The 22,357-nt window shown below is 40.1% G+C and carries 23 protein-coding genes; 17 read left to right on the top strand and 6 right to left on the bottom strand.

Going from position 1 to position 22,357, the window contains the following annotated elements; translation table 11 throughout:
- Window positions 1-7 precede the first annotated feature (7 nt).
- The 5 genes from K6V30_RS17035 to K6V30_RS17015 all read left to right on the top strand — a co-directional run bounded on the left by K6V30_RS17035 (window position 8) and on the right by K6V30_RS17015 (window position 5,098).
- Window positions 8-1,054 carry a sensor histidine kinase gene (locus K6V30_RS17035; protein ID WP_029425556.1) on the top strand — a complete coding sequence of 349 codons (1,047 nt, stop codon included), beginning with the start codon at window positions 8-10 and terminating at the stop codon, window positions 1,052-1,054.
- A complete protein-coding gene (locus K6V30_RS17030) occupies window positions 1,054-2,109 on the top strand; it encodes a sensor histidine kinase (RefSeq protein ID WP_010538107.1) in 1,056 nt (351 codons plus the stop codon). Before K6V30_RS17035 ends, K6V30_RS17030 begins: the two co-directional genes overlap by 1 nt.
- Entirely contained in the window at window positions 2,106-2,825 is a 720-nt protein-coding gene (locus K6V30_RS17025; RefSeq protein WP_010538106.1) for a LytR/AlgR family response regulator transcription factor, read from the top strand. Before K6V30_RS17030 ends, K6V30_RS17025 begins: the two co-directional genes overlap by 4 nt.
- 276 nt (window positions 2,826-3,101) lie before the next feature.
- The gene (locus tag K6V30_RS17020) at window positions 3,102-3,347 is read left to right on the top strand and encodes an RNA recognition motif domain-containing protein (RefSeq protein ID WP_010538105.1); all 246 of its coding nucleotides are present in this window, start codon (window positions 3,102-3,104) and stop codon (window positions 3,345-3,347) included.
- A gap of 248 nt (window positions 3,348-3,595) precedes the next feature.
- Window positions 3,596-5,098 carry a glutamine synthetase family protein gene (locus K6V30_RS17015; RefSeq protein ID WP_055268757.1) on the top strand — a complete coding sequence of 501 codons (1,503 nt, stop codon included), beginning with the start codon at window positions 3,596-3,598 and terminating at the stop codon, window positions 5,096-5,098.
- Between the two features lie 63 nt (window positions 5,099-5,161).
- On the opposite strand, the gene K6V30_RS17010 is transcribed toward K6V30_RS17015, so the two are convergent.
- Window positions 5,162-5,335 carry a hypothetical protein gene (locus tag K6V30_RS17010; protein WP_010538103.1) on the bottom strand — a complete coding sequence of 58 codons (174 nt, stop codon included), beginning with the start codon at window positions 5,333-5,335 and terminating at the stop codon, window positions 5,162-5,164.
- A 137-nt stretch (window positions 5,336-5,472) separates the two neighbouring features.
- Between K6V30_RS17010 and K6V30_RS17005 the strand changes: the two genes are divergently transcribed.
- Window positions 5,473-6,165, top strand: a complete 693-nt coding sequence (locus K6V30_RS17005; RefSeq protein ID WP_022301486.1) for a DUF4396 domain-containing protein — start codon at window positions 5,473-5,475, stop codon at window positions 6,163-6,165.
- A gap of 165 nt (window positions 6,166-6,330) precedes the next feature.
- On the opposite strand, the gene sucD is transcribed toward K6V30_RS17005, so the two are convergent.
- From sucD to thiD, 4 genes are all read right to left on the bottom strand, one after another.
- Window positions 6,331-7,191 (bottom strand): succinate--CoA ligase subunit alpha, encoded by an 861-nt coding sequence (gene sucD / locus K6V30_RS17000; protein WP_055268758.1) that lies wholly within the window; start codon window positions 7,189-7,191, stop codon window positions 6,331-6,333.
- Window positions 7,192-7,221: 30 nt separating this feature from the next.
- Window positions 7,222-8,352 (bottom strand): ADP-forming succinate--CoA ligase subunit beta, encoded by a 1,131-nt coding sequence (sucC, locus tag K6V30_RS16995; protein ID WP_055268759.1) that lies wholly within the window; start codon window positions 8,350-8,352, stop codon window positions 7,222-7,224.
- Between the two features lie 199 nt (window positions 8,353-8,551).
- Entirely contained in the window at window positions 8,552-9,439 is an 888-nt protein-coding gene (gene fabD, locus K6V30_RS16990; RefSeq protein WP_010538100.1) for an ACP S-malonyltransferase, read from the bottom strand.
- Between the two features lie 51 nt (window positions 9,440-9,490).
- Window positions 9,491-10,327 (bottom strand): bifunctional hydroxymethylpyrimidine kinase/phosphomethylpyrimidine kinase, encoded by an 837-nt coding sequence (thiD, locus tag K6V30_RS16985; protein ID WP_010538099.1) that lies wholly within the window; start codon window positions 10,325-10,327, stop codon window positions 9,491-9,493.
- Between the two features lie 340 nt (window positions 10,328-10,667).
- Between thiD and K6V30_RS16980 the strand changes: the two genes are divergently transcribed.
- The 4 genes from K6V30_RS16980 (at window position 10,668) to xylE (ending at window position 15,878) form a co-directional block, all read left to right on the top strand.
- Window positions 10,668-11,399, top strand: a complete 732-nt coding sequence (locus K6V30_RS16980) for an NUDIX hydrolase (RefSeq protein WP_055268904.1) — start codon at window positions 10,668-10,670, stop codon at window positions 11,397-11,399.
- A 47-nt stretch (window positions 11,400-11,446) separates the two neighbouring features.
- The gene (locus K6V30_RS16975; protein ID WP_055268760.1) at window positions 11,447-12,943 is read left to right on the top strand and encodes a xylulokinase; all 1,497 of its coding nucleotides are present in this window, start codon (window positions 11,447-11,449) and stop codon (window positions 12,941-12,943) included.
- 61 nt (window positions 12,944-13,004) lie between these two features.
- Entirely contained in the window at window positions 13,005-14,321 is a 1,317-nt protein-coding gene (xylA, locus tag K6V30_RS16970; RefSeq protein WP_010538096.1) for a xylose isomerase, read from the top strand.
- Window positions 14,322-14,423: 102 nt separating this feature from the next.
- The gene (gene xylE, locus K6V30_RS16965; protein ID WP_010538095.1) at window positions 14,424-15,878 is read left to right on the top strand and encodes a D-xylose transporter XylE; all 1,455 of its coding nucleotides are present in this window, start codon (window positions 14,424-14,426) and stop codon (window positions 15,876-15,878) included.
- A gap of 141 nt (window positions 15,879-16,019) precedes the next feature.
- Here xylE and K6V30_RS16960 read toward each other — a convergent pair whose 3' ends face one another.
- Window positions 16,020-16,640, bottom strand: a complete 621-nt coding sequence (locus tag K6V30_RS16960) for an HU family DNA-binding protein (RefSeq protein WP_055268761.1) — start codon at window positions 16,638-16,640, stop codon at window positions 16,020-16,022.
- A gap of 337 nt (window positions 16,641-16,977) precedes the next feature.
- Between K6V30_RS16960 and K6V30_RS16955 the strand changes: the two genes are divergently transcribed.
- The 7 genes from K6V30_RS16955 to arsA all read left to right on the top strand — a co-directional run bounded on the left by K6V30_RS16955 (window position 16,978) and on the right by arsA (window position 22,356).
- On the top strand, window positions 16,978-18,312 hold the full coding sequence (locus K6V30_RS16955; RefSeq protein ID WP_029425555.1) for a DUF3874 domain-containing protein: 1,335 nt from the start codon (window positions 16,978-16,980) through the stop codon (window positions 18,310-18,312).
- 148 nt (window positions 18,313-18,460) lie between these two features.
- A complete protein-coding gene (locus K6V30_RS16950; protein WP_010538092.1) occupies window positions 18,461-18,787 on the top strand; it encodes an ArsR/SmtB family transcription factor in 327 nt (108 codons plus the stop codon).
- A 77-nt stretch (window positions 18,788-18,864) separates the two neighbouring features.
- On the top strand, window positions 18,865-19,098 hold the full coding sequence (locus K6V30_RS16945; protein ID WP_010538091.1) for a thioredoxin family protein: 234 nt from the start codon (window positions 18,865-18,867) through the stop codon (window positions 19,096-19,098).
- Window positions 19,099-19,108: 10 nt separating this feature from the next.
- Window positions 19,109-19,552, top strand: a complete 444-nt coding sequence (locus K6V30_RS16940) for a nitrophenyl compound nitroreductase subunit ArsF family protein (protein ID WP_010538090.1) — start codon at window positions 19,109-19,111, stop codon at window positions 19,550-19,552.
- 1 nt (window position 19,553) lies between these two features.
- A complete protein-coding gene (locus K6V30_RS16935) occupies window positions 19,554-20,261 on the top strand; it encodes an aromatic aminobenezylarsenical efflux permease ArsG family transporter (RefSeq protein ID WP_010538089.1) in 708 nt (235 codons plus the stop codon).
- Window positions 20,262-20,287: 26 nt separating this feature from the next.
- Window positions 20,288-20,614 carry an arsenite efflux transporter metallochaperone ArsD gene (arsD, locus tag K6V30_RS16930; protein ID WP_010538088.1) on the top strand — a complete coding sequence of 109 codons (327 nt, stop codon included), beginning with the start codon at window positions 20,288-20,290 and terminating at the stop codon, window positions 20,612-20,614.
- Between the two features lie 29 nt (window positions 20,615-20,643).
- Window positions 20,644-22,356 (top strand): arsenical pump-driving ATPase, encoded by a 1,713-nt coding sequence (arsA, locus tag K6V30_RS16925; RefSeq protein WP_010538087.1) that lies wholly within the window; start codon window positions 20,644-20,646, stop codon window positions 22,354-22,356.
- Window position 22,357: the final 1 nt, after the last annotated feature.

Genomic DNA, 22,357 nt, shown 5'->3' with positions numbered 1-22,357 from the left:
TCGCCTTATGTCAGTGAAACGAATATTATATTCAGCATTAAAAGTCATAGGGGTATTTTTAATCATATCCTTTATGGTGTTCAGGGGAAATCTCGTCAGGGAGGTTGGCTTCGGATTTAATTTGTCGACAGGCATAAATTTACTGATGATCCTGACGTTTTCGGGATTAATCTATTTGAATACTAATGTGTTGATTCCTAGATATCTGTTTAAGGGACGATACAAGGCTTATGCCGGCTATATGGGGTATCTTATTGTATTTATGGCACTGTTTATGATGGGCGGTCTATATATTCTGAAGCAGTATTATAAGATTCCTGATCAGATCGTAACGATCAATCCTATTTTTTTTCTTTTCCTTTTGATTAATGTGATAGCATTTGTTTTGTATTTCCTGACTTTCTCTTTTACTCTATTTTTCCGTCGCTGGGTGAACGATCAACAATTGCTGAATAAATTGGAGAACGATAATCTTCAGACTGAATTGACTCGTCTGAAAGAACAGATTCAGCCGGACTTTCTTTCGAAAATGTTAAATGAGGCGCAACTGCTGGCAAAGAAAGATGCGGATAAAGCTTCGGCACTCATTTTTAAGCTGGGCAGCCTGCTCCGATATCAGCTTTATGAAAGTGTACACGAAAAAGTATTTTTAAGTGATGAAATCCATTTTGTTACAGATTATCTGGAATTAGAGAAAATGTACAATGAACGGCTTGAATATAAGATTCAAGTGGAGAATGAAGTACGATATATTCAAATTCCTCCTTTATTGTTTATGCCTCTTATAGAATATGCTGTCCGGGAAAGTGCGGATAATGAAGATGGAGCGGAGAATCAGATAGCAATTGGCTTTCAGGCAAAAGAAGAAGGATTGCTTTTTACTTGCACATATCATTGTTCGGATATGAATACATTGCAGCATATGCCTCAGGCTTCGTTACCAGCATTCGGGCAACTTCAGAAGCGACTGGATTTATTATATCCCGGACATTATTTATTGGAGAATCAATATGATCATCAGTCGTCATGTACCACCAATCTAAAATTGATGTAATGAAAGATACGGAAAATATATATTATTTGGGAAGGGTTTTGGTCGACCGTCCATACAGGATGATTCGTCATTTATTACTGATGTCGCTGATTTGTTTTCTGGCTTTTCAGAACGTGTATGGCAGTTTTAATAAAGAAGGTTTCCTGTATGCATATCTGGTGAGTGTGTTTATCTTTTCTTTCCCCATCTATATGAATATTTATCAGTTGCTCCCTCGTTTTTTGGGCAAACGCCAATTCATTTTTTATTGGGCATCCTTTCTGGGGGTTATTGTTTTTAGTGCATTATTGGGGCTGGTTTGTTTTTATCCACTTCACCGGCAATACGGTATCAGTGAATTCAGTTTGCAGGACGGGCAGTCTTTTTCATTCTGGAGTATCATTCACTCCATACTTGTACTAACTTTGATAGCAGGGAGCAGTACCAGCTTTGAGATGTTCCGGCGTTGGATTATTTCCGGCAGAAAAATATCGGAACTGGAGAATACGACGATGCAGACGGAGCTTCAGCAATTAAAGAATCAGATAAATCCGCACTTCCTTTTCAATATGTTGAACAATGCCAATATATTAGTAAAAGAAGACCCTGATGAAGCCTCTCAGATATTGGGGAAATTGAATGATCTGCTTCGTTACCAATTTAATGACAGTACCCGTAAGGAGGTTTCACTGAATGCGGATATTCAGTTTCTGACCAGCTTCCTTGAATTGGAAAAGGTACGTCGGGATCATTTTGAGTATTTGGTGTCGAAAGAGGGAGATATGAATCATGTTTGTGTACCGCCGTTGCTGTTTATTCCTTTTGTGGAAAATGCGGTAAAACATAATCCGGATAGTGATAACTTGTCTTATGTACATATCTATTTTACGTTGCATGATCATGAACTGTCATTCCGTTGTGAAAACTCAAAACCTTCTGTTCCGGTGAAACGGGAAGGAGGGATCGGATTGGCAAACGTGCGGCGAAGACTGGAGTTGTTATATGGCTCAGGATATACGTTAGAGATAAAAGATTTAGCAACAACCTATAGTGTCAATTTACGTTTAAGCTTATGAACTGTATTATTGTAGATGATGAACCCGTAGCCCGGAAAGGCATGAAATCTCTGATAGAGCAGGTTCCCCAATTAGAGTTGGCGGGTAGCTTTAATAACGCTGTGGCTGCATCCGCCTTTATGAGTGGGCACACAGTCGATTTGATTTTCCTTGATATTCAGATGCCCGGTATCACCGGTATGGAGTTTGCTCAAAGTATTCCGGAGAATACACTGGTCATCTTCACCACTGCATACGCTGAATATGCCCTTGATAGCTATGAAGTGAATGCTGTAGATTATTTGATAAAGCCGATTGAACTGAGTCGTTTTCTGAAGGCAGTCAATAAAGCGGTCGCTTATCATAAGTTATTGGTGTCGGCAGAACCAGAAAAGGTAGAAAATATTCGGGAAGACTATCTTTTTATTAAGTCGGAACGGCGGTATTTCAAAATTAACTTCAGTAGTATCCTTTTTATTGAAGGGCTAAAGGATTATTCTATTCTTCAGCTGGAAGATCAGCGTATTATAACTAAAATGAACCTGAAAAATATCCACGAACAATTGCCGGATAAATTGTTCCTTCGGGTGAATAAATCTTATATCGTCAATACTTCACACATTGACTCGTTCGATACGAATGACGTATATATAAAGACTTATGAGATAGCACTTGGCGGGAGCTATAAACGTTCGTTCTTTGAAGAATTTATGCCTAAGTATCAGCAAAAGGAGTAAATGCAACCTCTGACTTGTTTACAGAGCATAACTGAAACATCATGCGTTAAGTTTTGGCCTTATTTCATAAAAAAGGATATTTTACTAAAGAAAAAAGGGTAAACATAGTGTGTTATTCCCACGAAATGCCGTTATTTGTACTCATTAAACAATAAAAGGTATTTTGATTTGATTATTTCACATGAATCTTCTCATTTATTGAGCATATCCATCTCTGATTAAGAACTTCCAAAGAACTTTGTTATTGAAATTATTAATTTTTTATATTTGTATTTTATGAATTTGTACATTGGAAATCTTAACTATAATGTTAAGGAATCAGACTTGAGAAACGTAATGGAAGAGTATGGAGCAGTTGCTTCAGTTAAATTAATCACAGATCGTGAAACAAGAAGATCAAAGGGCTTTGCTTTTATTGAAATGCCGGATGATGCAGAAGCTGCTAATGCTATTAAAGAATTGAACGGTGCTGAATATGTAGGCCGTCCGATGGTAGTTAAAGAAGCTTTGCCGAAGAACTAATTGACTGAATAACAATCAGTATATAAAAAGAAGGTGTATTGGGATGACCAATGCACCTTCTTTCGTTTTTATAAAATCCGGTCGGCTTATTTTTTTAGTCAGAAGAATTTATTTCTGTTTTTATTGTCAGCGGTAGTTTTTTTCTTACCTTTGGTTCACTATCTGTTTGCGTGGATGGTGTAATTGAAAAACTAATGATATGAAATAAACATCTTAAATTTACCATATTAACAACAAACCGATAAAAGATGAATCAAGAACTTTTAATGAATCCCAACTGCTTGGTGGCTGCTTTGGAAAAGCCTGCTGCCGAGTTTACTAAAGCGGATATTATTTCTTTTATTCAGAAGAATAATATCCGTATGGTTAATTTTATGTATCCTGCTGCTGACGGGCGACTGAAAACGTTGAATTTTGTGATTAATAATGCAGCTTATCTGGATGCTATTCTTACTTGTGGAGAGCGCGTAGATGGTTCCAGTCTGTTTCCTTTCATAGAGGCGGGGAGTAGCGACCTGTATGTAGTGCCTCGTTTCCGCACTGCTTTTGTTGATCCTTTTGCTGAAATACCGACACTCTCGATGCTCTGTTCTTTCTTCAATAAAGACGGTGAACCATTGGAAAGTTCGCCGGAACATACTTTGCATAAGGCATGTAAGGCATTTACTGATGTCACAGGTATGGAGTTTCAGGCAATGGGAGAACTGGAATATTATGTTATTTCACCGGATACAGGAATGTTTCAGGCTACGGATCAGCGTGGTTATCATGAATCTGCTCCGTATGCTAAGTTTAATGATTTCCGTACGCAGTGTATGTCATATATAGCTCAGACCGGTGGACAAATAAAATATGGTCATTCCGAGGTGGGCAATTTTACATTGGATGGCATGATTTATGAACAGAACGAAATTGAGTTCCTGCCAGTTCGTGCCGAAGATGCGGCAGACCAATTAATGATTGCCAAATGGGTAATTCGTAGTCTGGGATACAGATATGGGTACAATGTGACATTTGCGCCTAAGATTACGGCAGGAAAAGCCGGTTCTGGTCTGCATGTTCACATGCGTATTGTAAAAGACGGACAAAATCAGATGCTGAAAGATGGAGTATTGTCGGAAACAGCTCGTAAAGCAATTGCCGGAATGATGGAACTTGCTCCTTCCATTACAGCTTTCGGAAATACGAATCCTACTTCTTATTTCCGTTTAGTTCCTCATCAGGAAGCACCTACGAATGTTTGCTGGGGAGATCGTAATCGTTCTGTATTGGTACGTGTACCTTTGGGGTGGGCCGCCAAAACTGATATGTGTACTTTGGCAAACCCATTGGAAAACGAAAGCCATTTTGATACCAGTCAGAAGCAAACGGTGGAAATGCGCTCTCCGGATGGCTCGGCAGATTTGTATCAACTGCTTGCAGGATTGGCTGTTGCCTGTCGTCATGGTTTTGAGATAGAGAATGCGTTGGATATTGCAAAGAGAACGTATGTAAATGTGAACATCCATCAGAAAGAGAATGAAGATAAACTGAAAGCTTTAGCTCAATTACCGGATAGTTGCGCAGCCTCTGCCGAATGCTTGCAAAAGCAACGTGCCGTCTTTGAACAATATCATGTATTTAGTCCGGCTATGATTGACGGTATTATATGTAAGCTTCGTAGCTATGAGGATAAAACATTGCGTGCTGACTTGGATGGCAAACCGGAAGAAATGCTGGAATTGGTACATAAGTATTTTCACTGTGGATAAAAAAGTCACGGTATTTTGCTAATGCTATAACTAAAAGAGGGTGTTATGAACGCCCTCTTTTAATTAATCCTCATTATTATCTTCTTCATCATCTACCAGATTATTGAGTTCAAGTTCCAGATCTACAAGTTCTTGCTCCCATAACTTTATGATATCTTTCGGTGTATCTTTAGCTGCTTTCTTGACTCTTTCCTGAGCAACAGATACTTCATGCTCTAATTGACTACGTCTGCTCATACAATTCAATATTTAATTAGTAAAATTATAACAAACTGCTTGAAAAATAGTTCGATAAAGCGGATTTTAAAATAGATGGGATGAACTATTTATAAATAAGGGCTGTTGTAGTCTAAAATCTTTTTAAATATACAATTATGCTCAATTTATTAGCTGTATTTTTAGTCTGTTCAGGTATTGGAATTGCTGTTCACATAGCAATCGACCTGACACATCGCCCACAATCAATGAAGATAATGAATGCAGTATGGATTTTAACTGCATTGTGGGGAAGTTATTTAGCTTTATGGGCTTATAATAAATTCGGAAAAAGTGTTCCGATGAAGATGGGAGAGGATGAGATGAAAATGGATATGTCAATGGGAAATATGCCTATGGAGTATCCTCATTGGCAGTCCGTGGCTTTATCTGCTTTACACTGTGGAGCAGGCTGCACATTGGCTGATATAATAGGAGAGTGGGTTACCAATTATATTCCGGTAACCGTTGCAGGAAGCCAGCTTATAGGAAACTGGGTATTTGATTTTATTTTAGCATTGATTATCGGGGTTTATTTTCAATTTTACGCTATTCGGGAAATGGAGAGAATTTCAGTTGGAAATGCATTATCCCGTGCTTTCAAAGCAGATTTCTTTTCTCTGTTGTCTTGGCAAATAGGAATGTATGGCTGGATGGCAATCGTTTATTTTATTTTGTTCGTCAATGAACCTTTGCCTAAAGATACGTGGATGTTTTGGTTTATGATGCAGTTAGCTATGCTCGTCGGCTTCTTCTGTGCATATCCGATGAATGCTTTATTAATAAAGTTGGGAGTGAAAAAGGGGATGTAGTACTCGTGTACCACTCTGTTATTACCGATGATATAAGTATGTATATAAAATAGAACCACACGGAAAAATGAAAGGTGCATAAGTCCTGTCAATCCGTGTGGTTCTATCTTTTAGCTTACAGCATTTCTGCCGTTGCCTCTATTTAATTTCTCCTTTGAGAGAAGATTATCTTTTCAATAACTTCGGAATATCCGAAGGCTCTTGTGCGACACGTATACCAGCAGCTTCCAAAGCTTCTATTTTGTCTTTTGCTGAGCCGGAACTTCCCGAGATGATAGCTCCTGCATGCCCCATCTGTTTTCCCGGAGGTGCGGATTGTCCGGCAATAAATGCTACGACAGGTTTGTCTACATGATTGCGAATGTATTCAGCAGCCTGTTCTTCTGCATTGCCTCCGATTTCTCCGATTAAAACAATAGCTTCAGTTTCAGGGTCATTTTGAAACATCTCCAATAGTTGACGGAAATGCAATCCTACTACAGGATCTCCTCCGATACCAATTGCAGTAGACTGTCCCATACCGTTAGCTGTTAAATGATACACAATTTCATAAGTAAGCGTTCCGCTACGGCTGATGACACCGACATTTCCCTTCTGAAAGACTTGTCCCGGAAGAATCCCTACCATACTTTTTCCGGGAGAAATGAGCCCCGGACAGTTGGGACCAACCAACAGTGCGCCTCTTTGTTCTGCAAAGCGATGCGCCTTGATGACATCCAGGGTCGGAATGCCTTCTGCAATACAGACTATCAACAAGATGCCTGCGTCTGCAGCTTCCATGATAGCATCCGCTGCAAAACGTGCTGGGACAAAAATAATCGAAGTATTCGCCTGTGTCTGTTCTACGGCTTCATACATCGTATTGAAAACCGGAATACCGTCTACATTCATGCCTCCTTTACCCGGAGAAGTTCCACCAACGACATTCGTTCCGTATTCTTTCATCTTTTTAGCATGAAAAAGCCCGTCTCTACCGGTGATACCTTGTACGACCAGACGAGTGGATTTATCTATTAATATACTCATTGTTCTTTCATTTTTATATGTGATTTCATCTTAAGACCTGAGAGCCATTAATACGGCTTCCTGCATCGTTGTAGCAATTTGAAAACGGTCATGGTTGCGTAAAAGGTCACGTCCGATATGCTCATTTGTTCCTGTGAGCCGGACGATGACCGGAATATCACTCTTAATCTGGTCGAATGCCTGAATAAGTCCGATTGCTACATCATCACAGCGAGTGATTCCTCCAAAAATATTAATCAGAACAACTTTTACTTTTTCGTCCTGTAATAGAAGCTTCATGGCTTCAACCACTTTGACGGGGTTTGAACTGCCGCCAATGTCAAGGAAGTTGGCAGGATTCCCTCCATGAAGTTTTATCATATCCATTGTTGCCATGGCAAGTCCGGCTCCATTTACCATACAGCCTATATTGCCATCCATATGAACATAGCTGAATCCTTTATTTTTGGCATCCGCTTCCACTTTTTCTTCTTCTGTAGGGTCAAAAAAACTTAGTATGTCCGGATGACGGTGGAGAGCGTTATCATCAAAAACAATTTTGGCATCAATAGCCATTAATATGCCTTTGGTGGTAAGAGCTAATGGGTTTATTTCAACCAGAGATGCATCATTCTCCATGAAAATTTTGTAGAGTTCCTGTAGAATGGCAGCCATTCTGTCAGCTTGTTCCAACTGAGGGAAGAGAGAGAATGCGAAACGGCGTGCAAGGTAGTCAGGCAAACCGATGAATGGATCAATGGCATAGCGAATGATTTTATCCGGTGACTGGCGGGCTACTTCTTCGATGTCCATACCACCGGATGCACTCATCATGAGGATTACAGCGCGTGTATTTCTGTCGATAGTAAAACTGACATAATATTCAGCAGCAATATCGACCGCTTCGCTGACCAGTATTTGATTGACAGGAAGTCCTTTAATACTCATGCTTAGGATATTCTTAGCTTCCTGATAGGCATCTTCTGTATTATCAACCAATTTAACACCTCCGGCTTTTCCCCGTCCGCCGGTTAGCACTTGTGCTTTAATAACCCCTCTGTCCGATCCCATTCTCCGGTAAGCAGCAACTGCACCGGCAGCTGTACGACATAGAGTATGCCTTTCAACAGGGATTCCATACTTGGAGAAGATTTCTTTTGCTTGATATTCATGTATTTTCATGATCCACGAATTTGAATAAATGATTCCTATAATACAAACAAAAGAAAGATCAGGAAAGTTTGCTGACAGAGAGAACTATTGATGTGTTATACAGCATGTTAATTGTTTTATATTTCACTAACGAGCATAAAAAAACGTGTTGGCAAACTTTGTCAACACGCTCTATAATGAAAGGAATTGGTAAATCTACTGCAGATGCTTATGCAATGCCGTGAGCACTTACCGTACCGTCTATTTTCTTGATCAAGCCTTGCAATACTGCACCCGGTCCGCATTCTGTGAAATCAGTAGCACCATCAGCAACCATATTCTTAACAGATTGTGTCCAGCGTACAGAGGCAGTTAGCTGAGCAACCAGATTCTTCTTAATCTCAGCAGGATCAGTGTGAGGAAGTGCATCTACATTCTGATATACCGGACATTTGGGAGCATGGATTTCTGTTGCGTTGATAGCAGCCTCCAACTCAATTTTAGCCGGGTCCATCAATGGTGAGTGGAAAGCACCGCCTACCTTCAGCGGAAGAGCACGTTTTGCTCCGGCAGCTTTCATCAGTTCACAAGCTTTTTCGATACCTGGTACAGAACCTGAAATTACGATTTGTCCCGGACAGTTGTAATTGGCAGGTACGCAAACTTCACCTTCTGCATTGACAGAAGCACAGATTTCTTCCACCTTTTCATCTGGCAATGCAATGATGGCAGCCATAGTAGAAGGAGTGGCTTCGCAAGCTTTCTGCATAGCCATTGCACGAGCATAAACCAGTTTCAGTCCGTCTTCAAAACTCAGTGCACCAGCAGCTACCAATGCAGAGAATTCGCCAAGTGAGTGTCCGGCTGTCATTTCCGGTTTGAAATCATCACCCATGCAAAGAGCAGAGATAACAGAGTGAAGGAATACGGCAGGCTGAGTAACCTTTGTCTGACGAAGATCTTCGTCTGTACCATTGAACATGATATCTGTAATGCGATATCCGAGGATATCATTTGCTTTTTCAAACAATTCTTTTGCTAAAGCTGAGTTTTCATACAGGTCTTTACCCATTCCTACGAATTGAGCACCTTGACCGGGAAATACAAATGCTTTCATATCTTTAATTATTTAATTGATTTTTAAATGCGGGTGCAAAGTTACAGATTTTTATGACACGACCGCACAAAATGTACATATTTGTGCAACGGAGTCAGGAAAATGCCACAGAGGTCCGTTGCCATGCCCGATATTTAAGTTTTTGCCTGCAATGATGGCGTGGGTGATATATTCTTTGGCATGACGGATGGATTCTTTCATCGAATATCCTTTTGCCTGGTAGCTTGCAATAGCAGAAGAGAGAGTACATCCTGTCCCATGTAAGTTTTTGGTTTCTATCTTTTTTTCTTCATATATATAATAGGTATGATCCGGAGAATATAAAAGATCACACATTTTATCACCTTCCAAGTGTCCGCCTTTGATCAGGATATGGGTTTGATAATCGATAGAGAGTTGTTTGGCAGCTGCCAGCATGTCCTGTGTATTTTGGATGCTGTTACCTGTCAGTACCATTGCTTCATCGATGTTGGGAGTGATTAATGTAACAAGTGGTAAAAGTTCATTCTTAATCTCTTCAATGGCTTCGTCCGTCATCAGCTTTCGTCCGCTGGTAGATACCATTACCGGATCGTAAATGATATGTTCCGGTGAATATTTCCGCAAACACTCAGCGATGACATGAACGATCTGAATATCGTTGACCATGCCTATTTTCACAGAGGCAGGCTGCAAATCCTCCATCACCGCTTCGATTTGTCCGCAAACAATTTCGGGGGGTATCGCATGGACTGCACGTACCCCTAAAGTGTTTTGTACGGTAACGGCAGTGATGGCAGATGCCGCATAGCCTCCTAATGCCGAGATTGTTTTGATATCTGCCTGAATGCCCGCTCCTCCCGAACAATCGGAACCGGCGATGGATAAAATGACGGGATGACGTTCCATTTTAGATTTTTTAATATTTATCCGGCAAAGATAAAATAAAAACAGCAAGATACAAAATGAGATATCGTCTAAAATACAATAAGTACATTGTCGGGGATGAGGAAGAATGGATATGAAAAGTACTGATAATAAAGAACCATTACTCTTTTCGTACTTTGTACAATTACTCGCTACCGGAATGGCTAAAATACATATTGTAATTCAGAAGATAACACTAAGTAGTCATATTGTATGTTGTATGATATGTATATCCATGAAAAACAATGTTTTATAGCATGTTATTTATTGTTGTTTGAATTGAATGTCACCCCTATATTTGCATCGTATTAAAGAAATGGATATGCAGAACATACAGAAAAAAGCACCTTTGGCAAACAATCACATATCAGTAGACTGTGTGGTGATTGGTTTTGACGGAGAACAACTGAAAGTGTTACTTGTAAAACGTGCGGGTGAAGATAATGGTGAAGTGTATCACGATATGAAACTTCCCGGAAGTCTTATTTATATGGATGAAGACTTGGACGAAGCAGCGCAACGCGTACTGTATGAATTGACAGGGCTCAAAAATGTGAACCTGATGCAGTTTAAGGCATTCGGTTCTAAAAACAGAACCAGCAATCCCAAAGATGTACGCTGGCTGGAACGGGCAATGCAGTCAAAGGTTGAACGTATCGTGACGATCGCTTATTTATCGATGGTGAAAATAGATCGGACATTGGACAAGAATCTGGATGATCATCAGGCTTGTTGGATTGCTTTGAAGGATGTGATGACATTGGCTTTCGACCACAATCTGATAATCAAAGAGGCCATGACCTATATTCGTCAGTTTGCAGAGTTCAATCCTTCCATGTTATTTGAGCTGCTTCCGCGTAAGTTTACTGCTGCTCAGTTAAGGACCCTTTTTGAGTTGGTATATGACAAGACTGTGGATGTACGCAACTTCCATAAGAAAATAGCGATGATGGAATATGTAGTTCCTTTGGAAGAAAAACAGCAAGGGGTGGCCCATCGTGCAGCACGTTATTATAAATTTGATAAGAAGATATATAATAAGGTAAGAAGGTAAGCTTATTCAAATATTAAATAGTAAATCGTTAAATCGTAAATATTATCATGTTTTTATTAGGTTATGACATAGGTAGCTCGTCTGTTAAAGCGAGTCTGGTAAATGCTGAAACAGGTAAATGTGTATCGTCAGCGTTTTTCCCGAAAACAGAAGCGAAAATTATCGCAGTAAATCCCGGGTGGGCAGAACAAGACCCTGAAAGTTGGTGGGAAAACTTGAAGTTGTCCACACAGGTTATTATGGCAGAATCAGGAGTTGGTGCTGCCGAAATTAAAGCTATCGGTATTTCCTATCAAATGCACGGACTGGTATGTGTAGATAAGAACCAGCATGTATTGCGTCCCGCTATAATCTGGTGTGATTCTCGTGCAGTGCCTTATGGACAGAAAGCATTTGAAATGATCGGAGAGGAGAAGTGTCTTTCTCATTTACTGAATTCGCCAGGTAATTTTACAGCTTCAAAGTTGGCTTGGATCAAACAGAACGAACCGGCTGTCTACGAGCAGATATATAAAATAATGCTTCCCGGTGATTATATTGCCATGAAGTTGAGTGGAGATATATGTACAACTGTTTCCGGTCTTTCAGAAGGAATGTTCTGGGACTTTAAAAATAATCGCGTAGCCGATTTCCTGATGGATTATTACGGGTTTGATGCTTCGCTCATTGCAGATATCAAACCGACCTTTGCGGAACAAGGACGTGTAAATGCCGTTGCTGCGAAAGAATTAGGATTGAAAGAAGGAACACCGATTACTTATCGTGCTGGTGACCAGCCGAATAATGCACTTTCACTGAATGTGTTCAATCCGGGTGAAATCGCTTCTACGGCAGGAACGTCAGGAGTTGTATACGGTGTGAATGGCGAAGTGAATTATGATTTACAGTCGCGTGTCAATACCTTTGCGCATGTGAATCATACAGCTGAGCAAACTCGTTTGGGAGTATTGCTCTGCATCAACGGAACGGGTATTCTCAACTCATGGGTAAAAAGAAATATAGCTCCCGAGGGTATTTCGTACAACGAAATGAATGTATTGGCTTCCAAAGCACCGATCGGGAGTGCAGGTATCAGCATCCTGCCTTTTGGTAATGGTGCGGAACGCATGCTGAATAATAAAGAAATAGGCTGTAGCATTCGTGGTGTTGATTTTAATGCACATGGCAAGCACCATATTATTCGTGCTGCACAAGAAGGAATTGTATTTTCTTTTAAGTATGGCATTGACATCATGGAACAAATGGGGATTCCGGTCAAAATGATTCACGCCGGACATGCAAATATGTTCCTTAGTTCCATCTTCCGTGATACACTGGCAGGAGTAACCGGAGCTACTATCGAACTTTATGATACGGATGGTTCTGTAGGAGCCGCCAAGGGGGCAGGTATCGGTGCGGGCATTTATAAAGATAATAATGAGGCATTTGAAACCCTTGACAAACTGGATGTGATTGAACCGAATATAGCTAAACGACAGGAATACGCCGATGCATATGCCAGATGGAAGCATCGTCTTGAGAAATCAATGGGCGGCAACGTATAGACTTGGACTTTCAACTCAGATAATAAATAATAATATAATAACTTTTTAAATAACAAGAATTATGGCAACAAAAGAATTTTTTCCGGGAATTGAAAAGATTAAATTTGAAGGTAAAGATAGTAAGAACCCGATGGCATTCCGTTATTATGATGCAGAGAAGGTAATTAATGGTAAAAAAATGAAGGATTGGCTGAGATTCGCTATGGCATGGTGGCACACATTGTGTGCTGAAGGTGGCGACCAGTTTGGTGGCGGAACGAAGCAATTCCCATGGAACTGCAATGCAGATGCTATACAGGCTGCAAAAGACAAGATGGACGCAGGGTTTGAATTCATGCAGAAAATGGGTATCGAATACTATTGTTTTCATGACGTAGACTTGGTTTCAGAAGGTGCCAGTGTGGAAGAATATGAAGCAAATCTGAAAGAAATCGTAGCTTATGCAAAACAGAAACAGGCAGAAACAGGCATCAAACTGCTATGGGGTACTGCTAATGTATTCGGTCACGCCCGTTATATGAACGGTGCCGCTACTAATCCCGATTTCGATGTAGTAGCCCGTGCTGCTATTCAAATTAAGAATGCGATTGATGCGACGATTGAACTTGGTGGAGAAAATTATGTATTCTGGGGTGGTCGTGAAGGATATATGTCTCTTCTGAACACAGACCAGAAACGTGAAAAAGAACACCTTGCACAGATGTTGACAATTGCCCGTGACTATGCCCGCGCACGCGGCTTCAAAGGTACTTTCCTGATTGAACCGAAACCGATGGAGCCGACTAAGCATCAGTATGATGTAGATACGGAAACAGTTATCGGCTTCTTGAAAGCTCACGGTCTGGATAAAGATTTCAAAGTAAATATCGAAGTGAATCATGCAACGTTGGCAGGTCATACTTTTGAGCACGAACTGGCTGTAGCTGTAGATAATGGTATGCTGGGCTCTATTGATGCTAATCGTGGTGACTATCAGAATGGCTGGGATACGGATCAATTCCCAATTGATAATTATGAACTGACTCAGGCTATGATGCAGATTATCCGTAACGGTGGTCTTGGTACCGGTGGTACAAACTTCGATGCTAAAACCCGTCGTAACTCTACAGATCTGGAAGATATCTTTATTGCTCACATTGCTGGTATGGATGCCATGGCTCGCGCGCTCGAAAGTGCAGCAGCTTTGTTGAACGAATCTCCATACAAGAAGATGCTGGCTGACCGTTATGCTTCTTTCGATGGCGGAAAAGGCAAAGAATTTGAAGATGGCAAGCTGACTCTGGAAGATGTGGTTGCTTATGCAAAAACAAAAGGAGAGCCGAAACAGACTAGCGGCAAGCAGGAACTTTATGAAGCAATTCTGAATATGTATTGCTAATTAATATTTAAAACAGGCGGTAAAGCAGCGGTAGGGCTACTACTTTATCGCCTGACTTTTTCTAATCCAACTACTACACTACTTTATCCACTTTTTAAAACTATGAATAATACAACGAACGAAGGAAGTAAACTCTACTTGTATTCGATTACTTCTGTCGCTATTTTGGGCGGTTTGCTCTTTGGTTATGACACGGCGGTTATTTCCGGCGCGGAAAAAGGGCTGGAAGCTTTCTTCTTATCCGCTTCCGATTTCCAGTATAATAAGGTAATGCACGGCATTACTTCTTCCAGTGCATTGATAGGTTGCGTGCTGGGCGGTGCTTTATCCGGTATTTTTGCTTCTCGTCTGGGACGTCGTAACTCATTACGGCTTGCAGCAGTATTATTTTTCCTCTCGGCATTAGGCTCTTATTATCCGGAAGTCCTTTTCTTCGAATATGGAAAACCGAATATGGACTTATTGATAGCATTCAATCTGTATCGCGTTCTGGGTGGTATCGGAGTGGGACTGGCTTCAGCGGTATGTCCGATGTATATTGCTGAGATTGCTCCTTCCAATATTCGTGGAACCCTTGTTTCGTGCAACCAGTTTGCCATTATTTTTGGTATGTTGGTTGTCTACTTTGTGAATTATCTGATTATGGGCGACCATCAGAATCCGATTATTCTGAAAGATGCTGCTGGTGTGTTGTCAGTAAGTACAGAATCCGATATGTGGACAGTTCAGGAAGGATGGCGTTATATGTTCGGTTCGGAAGCTTTTCCGGCTGCTTTGTTTGGCATGCTCTTGTTCTTTGTTCCGAAGACTCCTCGTTATTTGGTTCTTGTACAACAGGAAGAAAAGGCTTACTCTATTCTGGAGAAAATTAATGGTAAGGCTAAAGCTCGGGAAATTCTTAATGATATTAAAGCTACAGCTCAGGAAAAGACAGAGAAAATCTTTACTTATGGAGTGACGGTAATCGTAATTGGCATTCTACTTTCTGTATTCCAACAGGCGATTGGTATTAATGCCGTACTTTATTATGCTCCGCGTATTTTCGAGAATGCCGGTGCAGAAGGTGGCGGTATGATGCAAACTGTGATTATGGGGGTTGTCAATATCATCTTTACACTGGTTGCTATCTTTACGGTAGACCGCTTTGGACGCAAACCTTTGCTGATTATCGGATCTATTGGTATGGCTGTGGGTGCATTTGCTGTGGCAATGTGTGATAGCATGGCAATCAAGGGTGTTCTTCCGGTACTTTCCATTATTGTATATGCAGCTTTCTTCATGATGTCATGGGGACCGATTTGCTGGGTGCTGATTTCAGAAATCTTCCCGAATACTATTCGTGGCAAAGCAGTCGCTATCGCTGTGGCTTTCCAATGGATATTCAACTATATCGTATCATCCACTTTCCCGGCATTATATGACTTTAGTCCGATGTTTGCATATAGCTTATATGGAATTATCTGTGTTGCTGCCGCTATCTTTGTCTGGCGATGGGTACCCGAAACTAAAGGAAAGACACTGGAAGATATGAGTAAACTCTGGAAGAAAAACAAATAAATTAGGTTAGTGTTTTTTATCATGTCATCAGGATTTTAGTGTGATGACAGGATTCTATCAAGATTATGACATCATACCAATGGTATGGTGTCATAATCATTTTTATGAGCATTTCATTGTAAATCAAGACCTAATTTTGCATTATCTATTTTTGGATACTCCGAACCATCCCGGCACAGGAAAATAAAAAGGAGAACGGATATAGCCCGGGTGAGTCAGTTTTCCTTCATCCACCCGCTTTTGTAATCTGCGGAGTGCAGTGGCTTTTCGAAGTCCACATAATGAACAAAGCTGCTGTGTAGTAATACAAGGGTTATCTTTGAAAAATTCAGCTAATCTCCCGTCTATTTCTATATCGCTCAACTCCTGTGACCTGCGGGTCTCACTAACCTTTTCAAAAGTCGTAGCCTTTAATTCGCGAAGCAAATCTTTTTCCGGAGTAAAAACGATTCCGCTGCAATGAATATTTTCGGCACGGATTTCTTTGGGAGAACGTACTTCGGGTGATTCCGCTTTGATACGGAATGAACCGATTCCCGGAATGTGAATGCTATTCCCGTTGGATAATTCTTGTTTGAAGACATTGGCGAACTCTATAAAAGATCCTATTACGTCACTTTGTCTTAAACTACTTCTGGACTCAATCGTTTCGGCTATATCTTCCAGTGTGATGGTGTCCCGTACAACCAGTCGGGCATGATATCTCGTTTTATTGGAATCTTTAGGTTGGGGAGTCAGGAAGAAATCATAAAGTGCATTCATTGCTTTAGTTGTTTTGTGCGTATCAATTAGCAGACTTACGCAGTCATTTTATTTATTTTGTACCTTTCTATTGATTGGCTCACATTATGTGCAACAGCTAACTCACATATTGTGTAACAACTGTCGCTCATTATGTGCGATAGCTATCGCACGACTGGTGCTACGCCTAATATGATGCGTCAAAATTACTAATAATTCTAATCAAAAACAACACTTCAAAGGCTTATTTTTGTTAGATCATTTTTCAAAAAAGAATGAGTCAACTTATTTGCAAATCCGGTATTCAGTACTATACTTTTGTGTCTCAAATCTCATAATAACTAAAAAAACAGTAAGTATGAAAACAATAATTAGAGAAATGGTAGAGACAATAAAACAATTGTTTGCACAGAAACAGCAAATGCAGGAGCCGATAGTTGCCAATTGTAAGATACCCGGAGTCGTGGCACAAAAGACACTGAAGAAGAAGGAGGAGCCTGAGAAGACAGGTGAAAAAACGGGCAAATCTAATAAATGGAGTCAATCGTTGACTTTGCAATTAAAGGAGTATTTGAATGACAATTTTGATTTCCGTTATAACAATCTGACAGGAGCTACAGAATATAGGGAGAAGAGTGGAAAGAACTGTTTCCGGCCTATTGATGAACGCGAAATGAATGGAATGATTGTGGATGCCCGCCTGGAGGGAATACCTTGTTGGAGAGGGGATGTGCCTACCATGATTCTTTCAAATAAAGTGGAGTCTTATAATCCTTTCCATCTTTATGTAAAGGAATTGCCGGGTTGGGATGGAGTAGATCGTGTAACACCTTTATTACTACGTGTTTCAGATAATGAGATATGGCTGAGAGGAGGACATTGCTGGTTACGGGCAATGCTTTCACAGTGGAGTGGGGAAGAACGTCTGCACGCCAATGTACTTACTCCCGTTTTAATAAGTGGGAAGCAGGGATTGAGTAAAAGTACTTTTTGCCGATTGCTGATGCCCGACTCATTGCGGCATTATTTTGTTGATAACCTGAATTTGGCAGCTGGCAGTTCGCCGGAGAAGAAGCTCGTGAAAAACGGATTGATTAATTTAGATGAATTCGATAAGATTAAAGAGAGTCAACAGGCTACATTAAAGAATCTTCTTCAAATGGTGAATGTTCCCGTTTTTCGTGGCAAGCGACTGGGATGGGTGAATGAGTCCCGTCTTGCTTCTTTTATAGCCACAACAAATGTCTATCAGGTATTGATTGACTCCACAGGAAGCCGTCGCTTTCTGTGTGTGGAGGTGTTAAAACCTATTTCGGAAGAACCTTTGGAGCATAAGCAAATATATGCGCAGCTGAAAGAAGAACTGAAATCCGGTGCACCGGATTATTTAAACAAAGAAGAAGAAAAGGCTTTGCAGAAACATAATAAGGCATATTATCGCCAATCCTTACTAGAAGATGTGTTTCATTGTTGTTTCCGTCATCCTTTGGAAACGGAAAAAGGTATCTGGCTGACAACAGCTGAAATATTTCAAGTGATGCGTAAATTCAATTCTGCAGCTTTGAAAGAGGTCTCTGCACGTCAATTGGGCTTGAAACTTTCAGCCATGGGATATATGGCAAAGCATACGTCTTTCGGAAATCGGTATTATGTGTTTAATCTTTTGGCCGAGAAAAAAGAAGTGTCATTATAATACGTTATTATACAGGTGGTTATTGTAAAAAGTGATTTGCTGATGTATACATTTTATGCTTACTCCTTGAAAAAATAGCTAATTAATTTTGCAGATTAAAAACATTGTTCGTAGTTTTGCGAACAATAAATAAGAAGGAGATATTGAAGTGAAAGAAAAGCAGTATACAGCAGAGCAGGAGCAGATAGCTCGTTTTGCTAAAGCTATGGGACATCCGGCACGAATGGCTATTCTTAGTTTCTTGACTAAACAGGAAAGTTGTTTCTTTGGAGATATTCACGAAGAATTGCCTATTGCCAAAGCAACCGTTTCACAGCACTTGAAAGAGCTGAAAGATGCAGGATTAATTCAGGGAGAAATAGAAACGCCCAAGGTGCGATATTGTATTAACAAGGAAAATTGGGAACTTGCCCGCAAATTATTTGCTGCATTTTGGGAAGATTGTAAATGTACAGGAACATCGTGCTGTGGATAACAGCACTTTTTTTTGAGAATATTGTTCGTAGTTCTACGAATTACGATTTAAAAATAAACTTTAATATAGAATAGAAAATGGAAATCAAAGTATTGGGAACCGGGTGTGCAGGTTGTAGGGCATTGTATGAAACAACTAAACAAGCAATTACTGAATTGGGTTGCGATGTCGTATTAATTAAAGAGGAAGATTTATTAAAAATCATGGAGTATAATGTTTTAAGTCTTCCGGCTTTAGTCGTTGACGGAAAAGTCGTATCTGCCGGAAAAAGATTATCACTTGCAGAAGTAAAAGAATTGATACCTCAATAATAAGATAGTTATGAAGAAACTCTTTTATTTACTATTCTCAACCATTATCTTAATATCTTGTGGTAATGGTGCAAAAGCAAAAACGGAGGCACAGAGTACGGAAGAAAAGCAGCCTGATCATATCGAAGTGCTTTATTTTCATGGAGCGCAGCGCTGTATCACCTGTCGGGCAATAGAAGCTAATACGGTAGCCCTTTTGGATAGCCTTTATTCCAAAGAGCAGGCAGGCGATAGGATTATCTATAAGGTTATAGATATTTCAAAAAAGGAAAACGAGCAAATTGCGGACAAGTACGAGGTTACTTGGTCGTCATTGTTTGTGAATGGTTGGAAAGATGGAAAAGAGAATGTAAACAACATGACGGAGTTCAGTTTTTCCAATGCAAGAAAATCACCGGACAAATTTAAAGAGGGAATTAAAAATAAAGTTGATGAATTGCTAAAACAGTTATAGGATGGATTTTCTTCAATCACTATTAGACAATAGTTCTGTTCCTGTTATAACAGCCTTTATCTTAGGAATTTTAACGGCAATCAGCCCGTGTCCTTTGGCTACTAATATAACGGCAATAGGTTTTATTGGTAAGGATATAGAAAACCGTCACCGTATATTCATAAATGGGTTACTTTATACATTTGGCAGGATAGTGACTTATACAGTACTTGGAGGTATTCTTATTCCGGTTCTTCGTGAGGGTGCAAGTATGTATATGGTTCAAAAGGCAGTAAGCAAATACGGTGAGATGTTGATTGCTCCGGTATTAATTCTTGTAGGGATATTCATGCTCGATATTATAAAGCTAAATATACCAAAAATTAATATTGGCGGAGAGGGGCTAAAGAAGAAAACAAAAGGTAGTTGGGGAGTTTTGTTATTGGGTATTTTGTTTGCTCTTGCCTTTTGCCCCACCAGTGGAGTTTTCTATTTCGGTATACTTATGCCCTTGGCAGCAGTAGAAACGGGCGGGTATTTTTTACCCGTAATATATGCTATCGCTACAGGGTTACCTGTAATCCTTGTTGCTTGGATATTGGCGTATAGTGTTGCCGGATTAGGTAGGTTTTATAACAGTGTACAAATCTTTGAAAAATGGTTCCGCAAAATTGTTGCTATACTCTTTATAGTCATAGGAATCTATTATGCGGTCGTTTTTTATCTATGAACAATTTAATTAAAATAAAAGACAGTATGAAAAAGATAGAAATTTTTGATCCGGCAATGTGTTGCCCTACGGGTTTGTGTGGAACAAATATCAATCCTGAATTGATGAGGGTTGCAGTTGTTGTCGAAACATTGAAAAGACAGGGTGTTATTGTTACCCGTCACAATTTACGGGATGAACCACAGGTGTATGTGAGCAATAAAACAGTAAATGAATATCTTCAAAAGAATGGTGCAGAAGCTTTACCTATTACTTTGGTAGATGGTGAAATTGCAGTCTCTAAAGTTTATCCTACCACTAAACAAATGAGTGAATGGACGGGAGTGAATTTAGATTTAATGCCCGCTAAATAAGTGTATACCAGATTAGTATTAAAAAAGAAATGAAAGCATTTAATTTATCCGATATAGAACTAACTAAATACCTGTTTTTTACTGGTAAAGGTGGAGTAGGAAAGACTTCTATTGCTTGTGCCACGGCGGTTGGTTTGGCCGATAAGGGAAAGAAAATACTTCTTATCAGTACAGATCCGGCTTCTAACTTACAAGATGTTTTCGATCAACCCTTAAACGGACATGGCACAGCTATTTCAGAAGTGCCGGGGCTGACTGTTGTAAATCTTGACCCTGAACAGGCAGCAGCAGAATACAGGGAAAGTGTAATCGCACCTTTCAGGGGAAAATTACCCGAAAGCGTTATTCAGAATATGGAAGAACAGCTTTCAGGTTCCTGCACAGTAGAAATCGCTGCTTTTAATGAGTTCTCGGACTTTATTACCGATGTTAATGAAGCAAAGGAGTATGATCATATTATTTTTGATACAGCACCTACCGGACACACATTGCGAATGTTGCAGCTTCCATCTGCATGGAGTACATTCATTAGTGAAAGTACACATGGTGCATCCTGTTTAGGGCAGTTATCAGGCTTGGAGGAACGGAAAGGAATTTATAAACAGGCGGTGGATACATTGTCTGATACAAGCGCAACCCGGTTAGTATTGGTAAGCCGTCCTGAAATAGCACCGTTGAAAGAGGCTGCCCGTTCTTCGCATGAATTACAACTATTGGGAATTAAAAATCAGCTATTGGTGATAAATGGTGTTTTACGGCAATTAGATGAAGCAGACAATGTTTCACAACAACTGCATGACAGGCAGCAAAAGGCGTTACAAAGTATGCCTATTGCATTATCTGAATATCCCATGTATAGCATTCCTTTGCGTTCTTACAATTTATCCAATATTGCCAATATCCGCCGTATGCTATACAGTGATAGTATTACGAATGAAATTAGTTATCAGCCGATAACTGATAGCAAAAGTATAGATGAATTGGTTAATGACCTCTATACTTCCGGCAAACGAGTAGTGTTTACAATGGGAAAGGGGGGCGTAGGGAAAACGACCTTAGCCACAGAAATAGCCTTGAAATTAACAAAGCTCGGTACAAAGGTTCATCTTACCACTACTGACCCGGCAAATCACCTGAACTATGATTTTGCCATCAAATCAGGTATTACAGTAAGCCATATAGACGAAGCGGAAGTATTGGAAAAATACAAGAATGAAGTTCGTAGCAAAGCTGCTGAAACCATGACTGCCGAAGATATGGAATATATAGAGGAAGATTTACGTTCACCATGTACGCAAGAAATCGCCGTATTCAAGGCTTTTGCTGAAATTGTAGACAAAGCGGAGAATGAAATCGTAGTGATTGATACTGCACCAACAGGACATACTTTGTTGCTTTTGGATGCTACCCAAAGCTATCACAAAGAAGTAGAACGTACACAGGGAGAAGTAACCGGAGCAGTAGCCAATTTATTACCCCGTTTGCGTAATCCACAGGAAACGGAAGTAGTAATTGTCACTTTACCCGAAGCAACACCTGTATTTGAAGCAGAACGCCTACAAATGGATTTACAACGTGCCGGGATTAACAATAAATGGTGGGTAGTAAATGCCTGTTTGTCATTGACAAATACAGAAAATTCTTTTTTGCAAGCAAAAGCACAAAGTGAATTGACTTGGATTAAGAAAGTAGAAGAATTGTCAAAGGGCAATACTGTCCTGATTGAATGGAAAAACTTATAAG

The organism is Bacteroides faecis (genome assembly GCF_020091505.1).
Taxonomy (GTDB): Bacteria; Bacteroidota; Bacteroidia; order Bacteroidales; family Bacteroidaceae; genus Bacteroides; species Bacteroides faecis.
This window is presented reverse-complemented; position numbering and strand designations above follow the sequence as displayed.